General features: G+C 42.2%; 16 protein-coding genes. All 16 read right to left on the minus strand.

Translation table 11 applies throughout. From position 1 onward, the window contains the following. Nucleotides 1-52: 52 nt before the first annotated feature. A complete protein-coding gene (locus FM019_RS05400) occupies nt 53-412 on the minus strand; it encodes a hypothetical protein (RefSeq protein WP_143834861.1) in 360 nt (119 codons plus the stop codon). Nucleotides 413-698: 286 nt separating this feature from the next. Further along, nucleotides 699-1,058 (minus strand): hypothetical protein, encoded by a 360-nt coding sequence (locus FM019_RS05405; RefSeq protein WP_143834862.1) that lies wholly within the window; start codon nt 1,056-1,058, stop codon nt 699-701. A gap of 70 nt (nt 1,059-1,128) precedes the next feature. After that, on the minus strand, nt 1,129-1,473 hold the full coding sequence (locus tag FM019_RS05410; RefSeq protein ID WP_143834863.1) for a hypothetical protein: 345 nt from the start codon (nt 1,471-1,473) through the stop codon (nt 1,129-1,131). Nucleotides 1,474-1,625: 152 nt separating this feature from the next. After that, the gene (locus FM019_RS05415) at nt 1,626-1,919 is read right to left on the minus strand and encodes a hypothetical protein (RefSeq protein ID WP_143834864.1); all 294 of its coding nucleotides are present in this window, start codon (nt 1,917-1,919) and stop codon (nt 1,626-1,628) included. 196 nt (nt 1,920-2,115) lie between these two features. Beyond that, a complete protein-coding gene (locus FM019_RS05420) occupies nt 2,116-2,424 on the minus strand; it encodes a hypothetical protein (RefSeq protein ID WP_143834865.1) in 309 nt (102 codons plus the stop codon). Nucleotides 2,425-2,568: 144 nt separating this feature from the next. After that, nucleotides 2,569-2,916, minus strand: coding sequence for a hypothetical protein (locus FM019_RS05425; RefSeq protein ID WP_143834866.1), 348 nt, complete (start codon nt 2,914-2,916; stop codon nt 2,569-2,571). 104 nt (nt 2,917-3,020) lie between these two features. After that, nucleotides 3,021-3,353 carry a hypothetical protein gene (locus FM019_RS05430; protein ID WP_143834867.1) on the minus strand — a complete coding sequence of 111 codons (333 nt, stop codon included), beginning with the start codon at nt 3,351-3,353 and terminating at the stop codon, nt 3,021-3,023. Between the two features lie 435 nt (nt 3,354-3,788). Then, a complete protein-coding gene (locus tag FM019_RS05435) occupies nt 3,789-4,052 on the minus strand; it encodes a hypothetical protein (protein ID WP_143834868.1) in 264 nt (87 codons plus the stop codon). A 528-nt stretch (nt 4,053-4,580) separates the two neighbouring features. Beyond that, nucleotides 4,581-5,198 (minus strand): NADAR family protein, encoded by a 618-nt coding sequence (locus FM019_RS05440; RefSeq protein WP_221934358.1) that lies wholly within the window; start codon nt 5,196-5,198, stop codon nt 4,581-4,583. Nucleotide 5,199: 1 nt separating this feature from the next. Then, nucleotides 5,200-12,444, minus strand: coding sequence for an FG-GAP-like repeat-containing protein (locus FM019_RS05445; protein ID WP_143834870.1), 7,245 nt, complete (start codon nt 12,442-12,444; stop codon nt 5,200-5,202). A 129-nt stretch (nt 12,445-12,573) separates the two neighbouring features. After that, nucleotides 12,574-12,912, minus strand: coding sequence for a hypothetical protein (locus FM019_RS05450; protein WP_143834871.1), 339 nt, complete (start codon nt 12,910-12,912; stop codon nt 12,574-12,576). 11 nt (nt 12,913-12,923) lie between these two features. Beyond that, complete coding sequence (locus FM019_RS05455; RefSeq protein ID WP_143834872.1) at nt 12,924-13,319, minus strand: hypothetical protein; 396 nt, start codon at nt 13,317-13,319, stop codon at nt 12,924-12,926. A 430-nt stretch (nt 13,320-13,749) separates the two neighbouring features. Beyond that, the gene (locus tag FM019_RS21125; RefSeq protein ID WP_143834873.1) at nt 13,750-13,989 is read right to left on the minus strand and encodes a helix-turn-helix transcriptional regulator; all 240 of its coding nucleotides are present in this window, start codon (nt 13,987-13,989) and stop codon (nt 13,750-13,752) included. 524 nt (nt 13,990-14,513) lie between these two features. Continuing rightward, nucleotides 14,514-15,401: a nucleotidyl transferase AbiEii/AbiGii toxin family protein gene (locus FM019_RS05465; RefSeq protein WP_185969198.1), complete on the minus strand. Its 888-nt coding sequence runs from the start codon at nt 15,399-15,401 to the stop codon at nt 14,514-14,516. Then, nucleotides 15,382-16,443, minus strand: a complete 1,062-nt coding sequence (locus FM019_RS05470) for a type IV toxin-antitoxin system AbiEi family antitoxin (RefSeq protein ID WP_185969199.1) — start codon at nt 16,441-16,443, stop codon at nt 15,382-15,384. Before FM019_RS05470 ends, FM019_RS05465 begins: the two co-directional genes overlap by 20 nt. A gap of 308 nt (nt 16,444-16,751) precedes the next feature. Further along, nucleotides 16,752-17,204, minus strand: coding sequence for a YybH family protein (locus FM019_RS05475; protein ID WP_143834876.1), 453 nt, complete (start codon nt 17,202-17,204; stop codon nt 16,752-16,754). Between the last annotated feature and the right edge of the window lie 8 nt (nt 17,205-17,212).

The following is a 17,212-nucleotide window of genomic DNA, read 5'->3' on the forward strand; positions in this document are numbered from 1 at the left end:
GGTAGCGCAACTGAACAATTCCGCGGTAATTCACTCCTCTCCCTTATTCCGTCTATTCATCAACCAGGCCAATAGCTGTAAGTATTGCCATTGTGGTAGGAACACATCCATTTTCATGGTTCGTATCTGGGGCCGCACTCGCTGTAAACCAGATATCGACCTTGCGGTTAGACATTTCCGCAGCCAATAAAATAGAAAGCATATTTTTTCCTGCTTCCGTCGTTGCATTGAACTGATAGTGTCGCCCAAAATAATCACAAACCTTACCTGCTGGCGGTTCGTCTACGCCAAAACGAATTGTCTCAGCACCATATATTTTTTGTGGTGTCACTTGGCCTACATAATTGGCAAAAGTTGAAAATGACAAGAGGGTTAAGGACAAAACGAGGAGTTTAGATTTTAGGTACTTCATACTACTTCCTTTAGAATTAAAACTGAGATTTCCTGAATTGGATACATTAACTAACTTTTCATATTATTGAGACTTGTGTCTACGTGCGCATTAAATATTGCCAGCGGCTTTTGGCTTAGGTGCAGCAACACTAATATAGGTTCCGTTTATGGATATGCGAACCAGAACGTTACTTTTTTCTCTTTTTCGCTTGAGAATACCAAAGCCGTCAACGAAAAACTCTGACGCCCTGCGAGCCAACAAAGTTTAATTAGATTTCTCCGCTACCTTTTTCTTCGACCCTTTTTCAGTTTGGCGCGTCTTTAATCATCACGACATAAGCGGCAGACTCGATTGTAGACCATACGTTGCAAACACCGCCTCCCCTTCCTCTTAACATATTGCCTGAAGCTTGAGCGGCAAGTGCAGCCGAAAGCATACCTTCACCACCTTCATCCAACGTCGTAAAAGCCATATTCGTCTTACGACCAGCACTGCATGCTGGAGGAGAACCATGAATTTCACGGTCGAAACTTATTAGCACTTTTCCACCGCGCTCGACTCTCACTTCAACGACATATCCTTCAACCACGCCATAAGACAAAGCGGATGTAGAAAAAAGTACTGCTGAAAAAAATATAGCTACAGCAAAACCAATCCTATTCACAATAACGTTCCTCTTAATTAAATATTTAGGCTAGGAAACTAAATGACCCGTTTTTTTTGAATTCTCAAAACTAATCGAACAGTGTGATATCAGAAGCTGTCGCAGTATTAGGCCAAGGCGAATTGGTGCAGGTGACATTTCTGGCTTTGATTTTTTTACCTGAGGTAATGGCCGTAAGGGCAATTGACATGGCAGTCTGCTTCATATCAGCATCGCTCACCCAAAAAGCGTTACCACCACAACCATTGTTGTCACCCTTAAGTGAAATAGAAATATTCCCAGAGCCGAATACTCGAACGGCATTAACCGCACTGGTTTTGCTGTCTACCGCCGACGCCTGTTGGCTAAAAACCAGGACACTACCAAGTATGAAAAATGCAACTAGCTTGCATGATTTTGAAAAGAATGACTTCATATCTTATTCCTTGTAGAGGGAGTGAACTACCTAATCTCGCTTGTTCCCTGAAATTGATTTATTGATATTCGGGCGACAGTTTTGATAACTAAATTCCCAGCGCCCTCTTACCTTTATGAGTTAAAAACATGGCTGTTCATGAAATCCTGAATTCACTTAATGATCGCAATAGACGTTGCATTCATTAGGTTTCCATTGCAGCCTTTAACTCTGAATTCCACTTTGGAAGACGTATGATAAGCAGATAGAGCGATTGAGAGTATGTGGTCTATCATCGCATTATTTAAATCGATTCTAATCGTTGCAGACGAACATCCTTCTACTTTGGTGCCCTCATTCGTTTCAATGAAAAGTGCATTGGGAGTCCAGCCTGTTCCGATACTTTTGATTGTGAGAGGAGGAGTGGTGGCATCTGCTGACGCTAATGTCGAAAACATTGTTAACAAGAGAAAGCACATTATTGTTCGCAAAACATAATCCTTTGGTAATTAAAAACGCCTTGTTAAAAGGCACAAATATATAATGGTATAAATCTCAACGGCTCAGTTTTAAAGTAATCGCATCAAATAAATGACTTCGCCCCCTTTTTCACTCCCACTACGAGCGAATTTTGAGTCAATTGTCTCCTTCGCTTTTTCCATTTTAGTTCGCATATATCGCTCTAATTTTACATGAAGCTTCGTCAATATTGATATTCACTGCTTTATCTTGGGATTTGGCCATCAGTAAAAAGGCGTACTCTTTTTCAAAGGTTTCTCTTGTTGCATCAAGACAATAACGGCCGGGCCAGGCGGGGTAACAAGTGCAATCAGTGCGTTCAAACCCTTCTTGGCCCACAGAAATAGTTTTCCCATCATAACCAAATGCGATTATACCGAGCTTTCCATGATGCCAATCTGCCATCGCTTCGGTAGCAAATAACATTGATAATACTGTGAACCATTTTTTCATTTCTATTTCCTTGTGCTGGAATCCTTATTCCATAAATTCACTTTCTATATTCCCGTCATCCCGAATGTTTTTGTCAGGGATCTTTTGAAAGGATTTGGGAACAAAATTAATTAACTCCGACCCTGAGGGATCCCCACGAATTTATTATTCGCTACGAATTACTATTGTCATAGGTCTTGGATAGCTGTTTGAATACTCGGTGACACATACGTTATTGTCGATCCAAAAATATACGCTTTTGCCATTGGAGTGAGCTGTAAGGGCAATAGTTAGAAAATGGTCGAAATTGTTATCCTCTTTGGGAACCACGAGTACTCTCTCTTTACCCGCAGTCGTACACGTTGACGCGTGAGATTCACCCTCTATGGTTATCTTTAAGTTGTCCTTTGAACTAATTTCCACTTGGAGGACTTTCTGGTCACCGGTTCCTGATCCTGCGGCAAAAGATAAACCGTTAACTGCAAGTAAGATTAACAATAAAATGTTTTTCATTTCTATTTCCCTCAATTAGAGATGTCTTATCTAAATACTTCATTTTTTGATTTCGTTGTAATTTTAGTCAAGGCAACTAGAGTGATTTAATTCACTCCGCCCCTTTATCCGATGGTAATGTTATACATGACGGGCACGCTGTAACCCCAGGGGGTGTCTTGGCATCCGGCAAACCAAGAGTTGATTTTCTTGCCCCCCATAAAAGCCGCGAGGGCGATAGAGACTTTGTCTTGCTTAGCCGGATCGGTGAAGTTGATCAGGGCGAAATCTGACCGACCACAGTTATCTGGATTCAAAAAAGCAGTATCAGGATAAATCAATGTGGCCATAGTGCCTTCGGCCTTAATGTGTTTGATCCCTCTCCAGCCGCTGCTACCATTGGCATAACTAAACTGCGTGGTACAGAACAAACATACAAAAACCAATACTCTTTTCATTTCCTTTTCTTTCCTTTTTCCTAATAGCAACCGTGTATTACTGAGATTTGGAGCCATCATTTTGCGATTTCCGCTTTTAAATGACTCCGACCCCTTTTTCCCCGTCTCCCAAGTTTAGCTTGCTAAAACTTATTTAATCAGTATCGGCTTCGCCATCCAAAAACATGCCTGTCCATGAATTCACAAGTGTTCTGACACCTTGATTCGGCAAGAACTTCCGTAATTTTAGTACTTGTGACGGTTGAAGCCTGTGCATGAGTGCACAGCAACAGCATTATTAATAACAACCTTTTCATATATATCCTTTGTACTTCATTCCTTTTGAGCATCACCAACTGTCAGAGTGAGTGATTCTCGGTCTATTTTTTCGGTTGTGGGTGCCTATTCCAAATAGTGAGTTAAATGACCCCAAACCTGTTATGCCTTGCCCATCTATCAATTGCCGATGATAATGTTATACATTACGGGCACACTGTAACCCCAGGGAGTGTCTTGGCATCCGGCAAACCAAGAGTTGATTAGCGCGAAATCTGACCGACCACAGTTATCAGGATTCAAAAAAGCAGTATCAGGATAAATCAATGTGGCCATAGTGCCTTCTGCCTTAATGTGTTTGATCCCTCTCCAGCCGCTGCTACCATTGGCATAACTAAACTGCGTAATACAGAATAAACATACGAAAACAAATACTCTTTTCATTTGCTATTCTCCCTTTATCCCTAATAGCTACACTACTTTGCTATGATGTGAAACCCTGCAATCGCACGAATCCAGCTTTTAAATTCCGACTCAACACAAGCATGTCTGCCTATGCAATTAAATGACTCCGACCCTGAGGGATCCCTCTTCCGTTTCCCTTGGTAATTAGCAATTACGACAGAATCGCTTGGTAATTAAGATACGATAAAGTCGCTTGGTTTTAACAAACTTAGTTGTGTTCGATTTCAAGTGTTCTGACACCTTGATTTCGCGTCAAAACCAATGTTAATTCTTTCGTTGGACGCCAACGCCATCATCGCCCTCGACAACAGCATCTGTCTTCGTTCGTACGGCACATTAGCAGAAATAACAAAGTAGTTAGGCTTGCAAGTCGCATGACTAGTAGGCTGATTTTTGGCTCTTAAGAATATATTGTCGATATTAATTAACTCCGACCCCTTTTTCCCGCCGGAGTAACCACATATGTCCATGAATGTACCGCCCCTTTTATCATTTTTCGAAAAGTTACTAATCCTTCCACTTTTTGGGAACTTCGTTTTCATAGTATTCATCTCGTTCTTGCACTGTCATTTGATTGATAAAACGTTGCCATTCAACAAGGATACTTTCCGCCTCGCCTTGCGACCAAAAAAAGTCATAAGGTTCGGCATCTGAGTTATACTCCCAAGGGGAAATTGGCTTTGTTTTAGTTTGAGTTGCTAGAGAACTTCTTACCTCCATTAAAATTTTTCCCAATTCATTTCTTCCAGAGCCATCTTTTCCTTCCCCCCAAAAATAATCTGCGGGTGACGCCTCAATAATTTTTTCACTCTGAGTTGACAGTAGCAAATTTCTTAGCTTTTCATTTTGAGAAAATTTTGCAGTTACTGCCTCTCTCATAATGTCTATTTTTATGGACTCCCAATCATCTCTCAATTTATTATTTGGGCTTCGCCCTATGGATGCAGCTTCATGAGGAGTTTTTGCATCCATAACAGATTGAAATAATGTGGGGTCTGTAAACTTGTTTGCTTGAAAATAGTGCTCTGAAGTTTTCCATTGCATACCAAGTAAAGAAATCGGATATAGCGCAAAGTTTGAAAACTCGCCATAGTCATCTCCAACTTTATAAAACCGTATGGCCAAATCATTCTCCCCCTTTACCATCCCAAAGAGTGAGTGCCTCTTGAGGGATATGCCCTTTGATCAGAACTTCTTGTGCCCAAAATGAACGATGATAAGCTAACTTGTAATGTAAAGGGAGATCAACCCAAACTTTACCTATAGTCTCGTAAGTCACTATTTCAGTGTCTACCTTACTTAAATCAATTAGCACTATCCCAGATTCATTGGTTACATATCCATCTTTTACAATATTCAATTGTGTTGAAGCGCTTATCCATGGACTATCATGAGCGACTTTTTTCCCCATACCGACATGCTGTTCTGGGGTCACACTACCTATTCTATTCCGTGCATAAATTCCTAAACCGCGATCAAACTGTTTTCGCTGCTCTGGAGTGAGTGCTCGAAACACTGTTCTAGACTTAATTGCCTCGGTAGCCTGATTAAACAAATACTGCGCGGCAGCAGTCTGCGCACCATTAGCAAACTTACCACCAGTTATCACAGAAGCCGTTCCACCGATAATCATCGAAACGACTGTTCCTTGCGCAATGTCCGCACCACTGAGATCACTTCCACCCGGCAGGTAAGCCCCGCCGAATCCTTTGGTCACACCAGCACTGACAAACCCATGCCCAAATTTACCACCCGATAGTTCTGCTGCAACCCCACCAACAACGGCATGAGCAGCTATTTGTTGCGCTATCTGTGATGCAGTGAGTTGATTGCCACCGAAACTGTATAGCCTTTCCAATTGTAAATTGTAGTTCCCAGTGCCATTAAATATTCCTTTAGATTGGAAATGCTGTCCAATCTTCTGGAAGGCTTTTGCCGTGACAAATGCAATCGCGCCATTTTTAAATGCTGTTCTCAGGTTCCCAGTCGTGGCATAAGTGGTTGCCGATGCATATGCCGCGCATCCCCATGCTTGGCCAAAGTAGCAAGCAGCAGCTTGAGCCACAGCATTAAGCACCGGCACGCTCGCCACCGATCTCAAAATTTGCTTAGCAAAATTATTGAAAGGTTTAAAGATACTAAAAATATAACCACTTGGGTCTGTGCCACTTAACGGGTTATTGATGATATAGCTGTATCTGTTAAACGACTGACTATTCTTCGGAGCCTGAATAAAGGGATCAGCCTGCAAGAATCTACCCAAGCTTGGATCGTAGATCCGACCGTTCATATGAATAATATCGGCGTGCTCCACATGTTCGTGGCCAGTGAATCCACGGATCGCAAGACTCATGTTGGTCAACGTAGGTGCGGCAATCGCTCTTGCACTGGCGCTCCATGTGCTGGTTGCGCCGAGTTTAGTGCGCTTACCCCAAGGGTCCATGTAGACTTTTTCGGTGATCTGACCATTTTGATTCAAAATGGTATCCACACTGCCCAAGTGGTCTTTTAACAAAAAACTGTTTTGTACGGCACTTGTGCTTGCATAGCGTGTTTGCACGCCACCTGGAATATAACGACGGAACTGCATTGGGCTCGCGTCACTAGATTGAATGATTTCAAGGTTACCCAAATAGTAAGTGGTCTTGGTTACGCCACTTTCACTGCTCACACGCTTATAACGATTACGATTTGCATCGTAGTAGAAGCTTGTAACTTCTCCATTGGCGGTTATTTGAGACGCTTTGTCAAAATGGTGGTAGTTGATGTTTCTGTGCAACGAACCATTTCGATACTCTTTGGTTTGATTACCGTTTGCATCGTAACAATAGGTTTGATTGCCTACCTGGGTGAGCGCATGCGGGCCTGCCGTTATGGAACAACCCGACGCACGCTGACCGTACTGGTAAGTTACGCCATTGGCCACATCGGACTTACTGGTAATGTTGCCGTTGTCGTCATAAGTGACATCCGCCACGGCCATACCGTTGGCGCCGGTTGACGAAGACGCGCCTAGTAGCCTAAAGGCATCGTCATATTCAAATTCCTGAGTGAAGTTGCTGGTAGCATTTTCACGGTTCCGCAAGTTACCAAAACCGTCAAAAGTCATGGTTACGCTTTGTGCAGTGCTATTTCTAGATGTGGCATTAATACTGGTGTTAAAACCTAGAATTGCATCGAATGTTTTAACCGTTGTAACGTGGCCAATGTTATTACTTCTGACATTTTTGCGCTGGCGAGTGACATTCCCCAATGCGTCCATTTCTTCAATTTCCATATAGGTAACTTTATTATCGTTACCTGCAGGCGCGTCACTGAACTTGGCTTCTTCTTGTTTGAATAAATATCCATAGCCGTTGTAGTGGTTGCGCACACCCCAACAGGCGCCTGTGGTGTTGCCACCTGATACTTCACAACCCAAAATCGAGCTTTCGTCAGCGTCAAACTGCTGGAATACCCTGCCGATTTCATCGTAGGTGGTTTTTTGGGTATAGGTGACACCGTCAATGACTGTACGCACCAGTTCAGGGCGACCAACACTGTCATAAATATACTGTTTGCTCGCGTGATTGGCATTAGGCAAAGATTCTGACTGCAACAAGTGGCTATTAACGAACTGGCCTTGCGCCGTTGAATAGGCCAAGTATGAATAGTTGGTACTCTCGTTAACGCCGTTGCCACTCACTGCACGCTCAAGGGTTCTACCCAATTTATCCATATAAAACTGCGTGATCGAACCACGAGCATCTTGCTGCCATACCAATTTACCTAAAGCGTTGTAACGGTAGCTCCAGTTGCCTTTGTCTGGGTCATTCATGCTAGTTTTGCGACCATAGTCGTCAAAGGCATTGGTGATCACGGTGCCATCAACATTGTTGGTCCGAACCAGATCGCCTGTTGCGTTATATCGATAGTTAGTTTCGCCAGAAATGGCGGTATCGGTAATTTTTTCTAATTTCCCAACGCGGTCGAAGAATTCGGACTTGGTCTGCGACACGGAATAACCGTTGAAGTTACTGCTGACGGTAGTTGTTACACTTAACCCGTTTGCAGCATAAGCTACCGATGACGATTGTAAACCGCCATCAGTCAAGGTCAAACTGGTTGATTGTAGACGGTTGAAATCATCATATAATGAGGTTTCAAAATACGCCGTTGCGCCCAGATAATGGGGTTTAGACGCGGCAACAGTTCGACCGTATTTGTCGTACCGATTAATTTGCACAATGTAAGTGCCATCAAAACCTTGTTTCGCCGACGCAACTTGTCGTCCCATTTTGTCAAAATAGGCAAAGACAGTAGGCTTACCACTGGTTTCCTGCTTTTCAACAAAATAGTAAGTTTCGCTTATCGCAGGCGGCGTAAAATCACTATCTCCGAAAAATTGACGTTCAACGGAAGAAGTCGCACCAAGGCTAGATTTGGAGGCCGTAACGTTACCCATAGCATCAAGCCCATGCTCGGTAACCACACCATTGATATCAGTGGTTTTTGTTGGTGTGCCAAAGATTGAGAAAGTGTCAATTGTGCTAGCATAGAAGTACGCGTTTTCGGTTGATACTGCGTAGCGGCTACTTGCGTCAAACGAGGTGCCCTGGTAACGATACACCTTATAAATATTGCCGCTGACATCCACATCGTCCGGCGATGTCGCACAAGTAATATTGGTGAAGTGGCTACTGTAAGTGTGGGTACCAGTTTCATTACCGAAAGTGTCATAACAGTGCAGTGTTGTTAGCTTTGTACGCTCATTGCCTGATGGCGCAATGACCTCGGTTTCTAACACACCGTTTGCGTTGTATGTAAACTCACTGCTGCGCGTGACTGTGTCAACGTCATCTGTAGCGAATATACGTTCATGTGTAACGGTTGTTGCACTAATGCGATTGAGCCACCAATTGTCTACGTTTTCATCACTGAATGAATTAACTGTGGTGACCCGATTCATCACGGTATTTGCCGCCAAACCTGCGCGGATTTCAACGGTCACTTGCTTAAGGTTTGCGTGGTTAGCTGTATTGTTTGCAACTACCAAGTTAGCACGATCAATGCGTTCATAGTCGTTATCGGTCACCACCACTGATTTGAGCAGAGTCGTGGTTCCCGCATCATTGACGGCAAACTCTTCCTGGGTAGAAATATCCAAGTAGGGGTAAAGTGTTGCCCCGCCGCTTAGTTGATACACATCGTACACATTTGTCGCACGCGACAGGATCTTGTTCGCCGCGGGTGTGTCGCTTATTTCGCCCAAATATTGCACTGTATTAGCTGGCATGCCTATAAATGGGAAATCTTGACGGTAGGTAGTGACCGTAGTTATGTCTCTATCAACATCGTGTGTGTAGAGCTTTTCAAACCCTAACATACCGCGACCACCGGATTGGGCGCGCATGCCCTCGTAGAAGTACTCCACCGATAGCGTATCGTTCGCGTTAGTATGGCTAGGCGCATCTGATGTTACTGAGCTAACCAAGTAATAAGGGGAAATTAAATCAAATACTGGTGAACATTCACGGCGTAAGTTTCCAACTGCTGTGCCATCAAATCGACATCTTCCCCAAAGCTGATTGTGGGCATTTGTACCTTTTTTATAAATGGACTCGGAATTCATCAAATTATAATTGATGGTGGTGGTCAAGCCAAAGCCATTAGTTATTTGCCTCAGTTTATTGGGCGCGTTGTTTGCGACGACATCGCGATAAACTTTCAATCTAGGCACGAACGAGCCGTCAGTGACCAATTGCAAATGACCAAGATCGACATCTCCATCACCAGTCCAATCAGCCAACAACACAGCGTTTTGATCTGGTTCGTAAAGCATGTTGCCGACACCACTTAAAGTACTGACATCTGTTCCATCGATAAAACCTCCGTCAGTATCTTGGTAAGCGACTTCCCATCTACCGTTGTATTTATCCAAGAAAGTGTTTTGACTATGTTTTTCGTCAAAGTAAATTAAGTCCGGTCGATAGTCTTTATCAAGATCAATGAATCGGATACTTGAAGCGTCTTCTCCTCTTGCGACATTGAGTGCGATACTTTGCACCGGTAAATACTGACCACTTCCATCGGATAATTGAAACCTAACGGTTGGACTGGTTGAGGTATCAGCAGGAACTTCATAAATATCTGACATTCCGTCGCCATTGATATCAGCAGCGAATATGCGAGTTGAAGGAGTGAGATCAGGCACTAGCGAACCGGTTAATCTTTTAAGTTCGTCTCCAACTAGCATTCCCCAGGAAATATTGTCATAGCGATCGACATTGCAATCTTGCCCATCACAATCTATTTCGGAAACTGTGTCGACGATTTTAAACAACAAATCGGCTGTTCCATTAGAGTCGATGTCAAAAAGTGTTAACCCACTGATCAACTGTAAGTTTGCGCCTTCGTATATTTCATCCTGTCCTAATCCTGAAGTGTCGAATGGCTCGACAGCAATACTCAAAGGGGATGTGAAACCGCCAGATTTGTTATTTGTTCTTTGGTATAGGTTTCTCCCAGACACATAAATCATGTCTGGATAGGCGTCGGAATTAATATCTGCAAAGGTTACTTTTGTACTCGTTCCACTAGTACCAGTTAAGTTGATACCCATATCGACTATACGGTTATCATCTTCGGCGCAAGTATCGACTTCAAAATCATCGGCGAAGCATGTATCAAAATCAATAATCAGTTGCTCATCAGCATCGAAATATTTCCATACGTAGTCGCCATTTTCTTGGGTGTAATAGATAAGTTCGACATATCCGTCGCCGTCAACGTCAACGGGATAGAATCGAGGTGGGTATAAATTTAAGTCGCTACTAGTTATGGAAAAAAGTCGAATCGCGTCTGCAAATCCATTCTCTGAATAGTTGTAAGCAACTTTTACTGAATGAACATTGCCGTTCCCAAGTGCGACAAAAACTACATCTGAGAAGCCATCACTATTCAAGTCTGCAGGTGAGGGAGAATACACTTGATTATTTCCAAGATCGATTTGGTTCCCAACGCCAGATCCAGTATAGAGATTTTGACCTTGATTATTCCACTCAAACGTTGTGGGTTCATAGCAGTCTGAAGCAGAGCTTCCACATTTGGTAATTGAGGCTAGTCGCAAAATTCCCGTATTAGAATCCGATTCGTAACCAAAATGATAACTTCGAACCTGTAAATCATCATGGTTACTGATGGTGATTGACTCTAGTCGCTCAGACAAGCCAGCCTTGGCACCTAACACATTTGAAATGTTTGCGTCTGTTCGACTGGATGATGCTGAATAATCGAAATCGATGGTATTTCCGCTGTAGCTTATTGTATCAAGAACAATCTCAGACACTTCAGGGTTAGAAGACAGATCAACATAATTGTAAGAAATGGCGTTGGACGTTAATTGGTAGTTATCTTCGACCTTGCTCATTAACCAACGAATGGCATTGCCGCCATGAGTATGACGTGAATCGGCTGAATCTCCGAAGTAGCTTGTTGAGCCGTCTGATCCTTCTACGGTGAAATAGAGCGGTCCGTTACCAAGCACTCCTTCAGATTTGACTCGAATTCCACTGTCAATTTCTGTGCGATACTCTGCGCCTGCATTACCATAGGTGCCACTTACTAAGATCAGCTTTTGACCGTTTAAGCAAAAGCGATCATCTCCATCATTGCTAATCGTTCCATTATAGCCATCTTGTTCTCTCGTCGCTCGGCACCTATCGATACTCGAAGCTGCAGAAATATTCCACCCTATCCCCAAGTGACCATTACCTGATTGGGAGTTATAAGAAACCGCGACTTCAGGAGTTACCCCAGCTATTCCAGATGGCAATTCCAGTGATACGGCATAGGTAGCGGCTCCTGACTCGCTTACACGGAATTCTCCGCCTACAACACCTACTAAGGTATTGCTAACTGTCGGTAGAGAAGGCGTGTTCACCTGAGGCGCTGACTCTACATAACTCAACAATGCAATATCGATTGCGAAACCGCCAGAACCATCGTTTTCAACGTAAACATATTCGTTATTACCAGAGGCGCCCAGAAATACAGTTAAATCCATAATGCCATCAGAATTTAAGTCGCTGTATGATACTGAACCCCCAGCCACCAGCGAGGGGTTGGCTGTTGAAAACTGTGAGTAAGTAATATTCTCAACTTGCCAACTTCCGCTGCTGTTAGTTAGCTTTAGTAAATCTCCCTCTTCATAAACGGGAATAATGATAAATACAGAGCCGCTGATCGGTACCCAAGTTGGATCTGTTTTTAGATAGTATTCGCCGTTTTTCTCATAAAGTTGATAACTCTCGTCAAGTGCGGATGCCGAAAACGACAGTGCGGCAAACGAAAGTAAGATAAACGATAAAAAACGAGAGTAGACTGATGGCATAGTCGATATTCCCTTATCCAAGTAAAAAATTAATAATCATGCAAGGAAAACTCGCATGCAAGTGTGATTGAAGCATGAAGGTATTAGAGAAAATTGTGAAAAAGAACAAAAAGTCACTCAAGATACTCATTACTTCTTAATGTACATTGCGCCGTCGGCGGTTAGTTCGTTGTACGTTCCACCATGCCAACCATAATCAATGCACTTATGTGAATAGATTTTGAGTTTTTTGTCTGCGGTAAACGCCGTCAAGGCGACAGACAGTAGTTGGTCATATTGGGGGTGATTAGTGGAGACAAATATGGAATCGCTACCAGAACAATTACTCGGATTACCAAAAGCCCCTTTAATTTCGAACCCTTGCCCTCGAATAATTTCAACATGTTCAACCGGCACAGTGTTTGTCCAACCACCTGCCATGGCAGCGCTAGAAAATACAAAAAGTAACGTGGCTAAAATACGCATCATTGGATTCCCCGTTACAAAATCTGAACGAAGTTAAACTTTGAATAAGGCCCAAAACACTGTTTGGCTCCCGTGGCATTTTGGTTGCTAATTTTCACCGTTTGGTCAGCTGATTTTGCTGCCAACAACATGGAAAATTGCATTTCGTTCACTTCGTTTGGGATGGCAATGAAAACGTCTGTTCTGTTTCCGCACGGATTAGACGACATATTCCCTTCGATCAATATTCCGAAATAGGGATCCACTTCTCTGTCGTGAAGGTAGATGCTCTTTATTTTGCCTTCAAACTCGGTGGCAAGTGCTTGATGTGTAATTAAAATCAAAAGGAGTGAAGAGATAGATTTTGAAAAGAAAGAAAGTCTTTCAGCTAGCAGCGAACGGCGATTCGTTCCTTCGAATATTGAGAGCATAATTTCCCTTTAATTAATACAACAACATCTTAATTAGCCTAAAATTATACACAAGTGTCGCGGTTAAGCATCATATTTCGTTACAAATAAGCGCCTTTACTGATAAACATTTGAACAATAAAGAAAATTTTAGTTGATTGAAAAGCAACCAAACACATAGCACTATTTACTTCAAACATAAGTCTAGTCATCAAAAAATACCGTTGCATTTAAGGAAAATTAGGGTGCTCAAATTAAATACAAGGATTTGTTTTTGTCTGATGTAGCGCGTGCAGCTGATACTTGTACTTAAGTGGAAAATATTCTACCCGAGAGTGTTTCACCATATAGTAGAGCGGCAGCAAAAATATTTTTAGAGAACTTGGCTCTAATCTCGGGGAAGGATCACCCCCTTGCTCAGACCGTTGATTAATAATGATCGAGCTTTTAGTCAAAGGGTCTGTTGCTCTATCCATTGCTGGACAGCGTTGAAAGAGAATGCGATCCTCCTAAGACTCAAATAAATCCGCGGAATAAAGCTATTCGAGCGCTCAAGCCTCCATAATGTTGTGCTCGAAATTCCTAAAATTTTACAAACTGTGGCTCTGTCTATTAATCGCAAGTTTTCGTAGTTTTTCATTTTTTCACTCATGTTTTTAGTATCTACCAAACAGAGTGGTAAAAAATTCATGGTTTTGATGTTGCATTGAAACGCGTTAGCCAGTTTTTTTTAAGAATCTGCTCTGTGATTCGAACGTGAGCAAAGTCCACATATTCGAATAATTTCCCGTAGAAAGGTTGTTCTTAGCTACCCAAAAAACACGTTTTCTGAAAATTCCCTGGCACGTGCCGGGGAATTCGGTCCTGAAAATTCCCTGGCACGTGCCAGGGAACATTAGTTTATTAGTGAATTCCTAGAGGATGAAAAATAGTTAGTGTTATGCTCATTCCACAGTCGTGATTTTTTAGCACTGTTTTGTAGCAGTTTAATCAACAATTGGTTATCTTAGATTTTGTTAAGCTAAAATTTTGAGAAAGTTGTTTAGCCATACTCAAAAGGCATTCAGTCGCTAGCCAATTGGTGACACGCTAGGTGACAAAAAAAGCACAGTACGCAAACCTGTTGCATTAACACCTTGTTTTAATTGATTTTTGTTATTTTACGCGATATTCAGATTCAGAATATTGAGTAAGAGTCGCTCTACTGTTGAGCGGCTAGTCAGATATTTCAAACTCTCGCTTAATTATGTTCAGTACTTTTTCTGCTTCTTCATACGTAATTTGCTGGCTGCGACTGATATCCAAAACAAGGTTATCTGCACTACGCTCACCGGCAAATAGTCGCTCGTTGATAAATGCGACAGTATCAGGTGATGCTATGCGTTTTGCATCCTGTGCTATTTTCATCGCACTGGCAGCAAGTTCTTCATAGTTTTGCGTTTCCATAAATCCTTGATTATAGAGAGCGTTAAGTACTTCTGGAATTTTTGCGTATTGTTTAACTAGGTAATAGATATCTGTCGCGTCTTTCTTTCGTATTTCTGACCCTCGTTCTAACCATGAGATCAATTTTAGAATGAGCATACCTGCGGGAGACGCCACTTTGATTTTCAGCTCTGGAGTCTCTGCGATCTTCACCGTTAACGCATTTTCGAATGCCTCGCTGAATCCCATTACATTCATAACAAAGTCTTGTTCTGGCGGCCAAGCAATTTCAATATGGTTCGTATTGTCGAGAGTGCTTTGTGCGATTTCACCAAATGGCACAATGTCGATTTCCCACGGCATGTTGTTTGAATCAATCATGTTCAACTGATGGATTTTGTCTTTGTGTTGCACAAAGCCTGACTCAAGCAAACGTGTTTTTAACTGATCAAATTGCTCCCATTTTTGCACTTGAATACCAAAGTCTACATCTCGCGTACCGCGCTCAATATTGGCATTGTATCCATGTACCAAGACAATATCCCTGGCAGTAGCACCTACCACTAAATATGGAATTCCCAGAGCAGTCGTGTGCTCATCAACAATTTGATAAAGCTCGACTAATCCATCTGGCAGTTTGTCTACAATATCAAGTGTTTTAAGCAAGGTATTCATCATACAGCCTCTTTGCCGCATCCATATTTCTAGGGTCAGTGCTGGTGATTAAACTTGCGTACACCAATAATGGATGTGCTAAGCCCGCTTGTTCACCTTGTATTTTCTTATTCTCAAAAGGTGGCTCGACTACCATTACTTTATGATCTTGCATTTCATTAATGGCAGGCTTTCTCAGTCGGGCAGCTTTCAGAAAAGCTTGCTTTTGATCTGGTGCTAGATAAATCAAAAAGTCTTTGGCATTTAGATAGTGAGCATATCGCTCAGCAGCAAGTTCTCCGCCCCAAAGCCCGCCATAATCACCAGCATCAATCGCCTTCAATTGTTCAGGGTTGTCGGCAGCGAATAAGGTTTGATTTAACTTGGCTTGCATATTTTCAGGGTAAGCATCTAGCCATTTATCGAGCAGGGCATTTGTATCTGCCACGACTTTCCCTTTTTCACCTTTTTGTATAATAAATCCTTGATAGTGCAGATCGTCCATCACTTGCTTCACTGTTCCAAGCGCGACCTCCGCTGTGTCAGCAATTGTCCTCATAGGTGCGTTTATCAACTCGGGCTGAGTTAACAGCATATAAACGACTTTCATCCCTTTGGGCTGAAACGCTTTTCCCATTTGTTTCGTTAATGTGACGTCCTGATGTGGCTTTGCTGGCTTTTTCCCTTGTATGTCGATGTAGACGGGTGGTTGATTGATAAATGCATTACCAGCGGTATCTATGAATTGAATGTCTTGTTTTTTTAATTGCTCTGCGAGGTTGGGGTTAACATAGTCTGTTACGAGCATAGTTTGAAGGTCGGGATCGTAAGCTTTCATTTGAAGTATTAGTCTTGGCAGATTTGCTTTATTGATCCACTTTTTACATTCGATATTGAGTGTCGTTTTGGTTTTTGGCAGCGTTAGCTGACCATCCACTGCTTTTGCAGTGTTCTTCGTAAGATTTTTCGTAGGATCACGCTCAAGAAAAGTTAGCTTAGCTCCCAGGTTTGTATGCTTATTAAGCTGCTCCACTGCTGCATCAACGATGTCTTTTTCTTTCGCCATGTCCATAACTCATATTTGTCTATATTTTTGCTTGTTCATTTTTTCTTGTCGTTCAATAACAATGAACAATAAACCAAAATGAACAAAACACAACTATTTGTTCAATATTATTACGCGTTCATAAATATTGAACACATTAAAATAATGAACAAAAGAAAGATAGATCCTACCAATAGAATCGATTTCAATTTATGAAAGAGGCAATCCTTTTGTTTATTTTGCAGAAAAATGTTCTAGAATAAAAACCGCTCAATAAATCAAACACATAAGTGTAAACGGGACTGAATAAAGAATAAAACCCAACACCTTCATTCAGATGTAATGGGCGAACTATGTGTAGAAATCGCTCTTGTCACGCCATCTTGCTTGCGATAAACATCTGTGAATCTGAGATTGACGAAACTTAATGCGCCGTCGGCTCCAAGGATATGTAGTTTTTCTTTAGCTGTGACTATCGCGATATCGTCGTAATAGCGAATGACAAGATCAGAAAACTCTATATCAGTCACTCGATAGTCACTGTTTGCAAGCTCGTTCAAGCTATCTTCTTTCCCTGAAGTTTGACCATCAGCTCCGCCTGAATACACCCAACTATCGTCTAAGATCTGCGCAAGTAATTTTGAGTCTTTTGTGGCGAATGCAACTTTCCAGTTTTGTAACAACTGGGTGACGTCCTCTTGAGTTATGGTGTTAGCCATGCCGTTTGCATAGCCTTTTGTCATAAAAAGAAATACAAAAAACATCGATATCAAAGCTTTCATGCGCGCTC

It is taken from the genome of Aliiglaciecola sp. M165, from assembly GCF_007197995.1.
Classification (GTDB): domain Bacteria; phylum Pseudomonadota; class Gammaproteobacteria; order Enterobacterales; family Alteromonadaceae; genus Aliiglaciecola.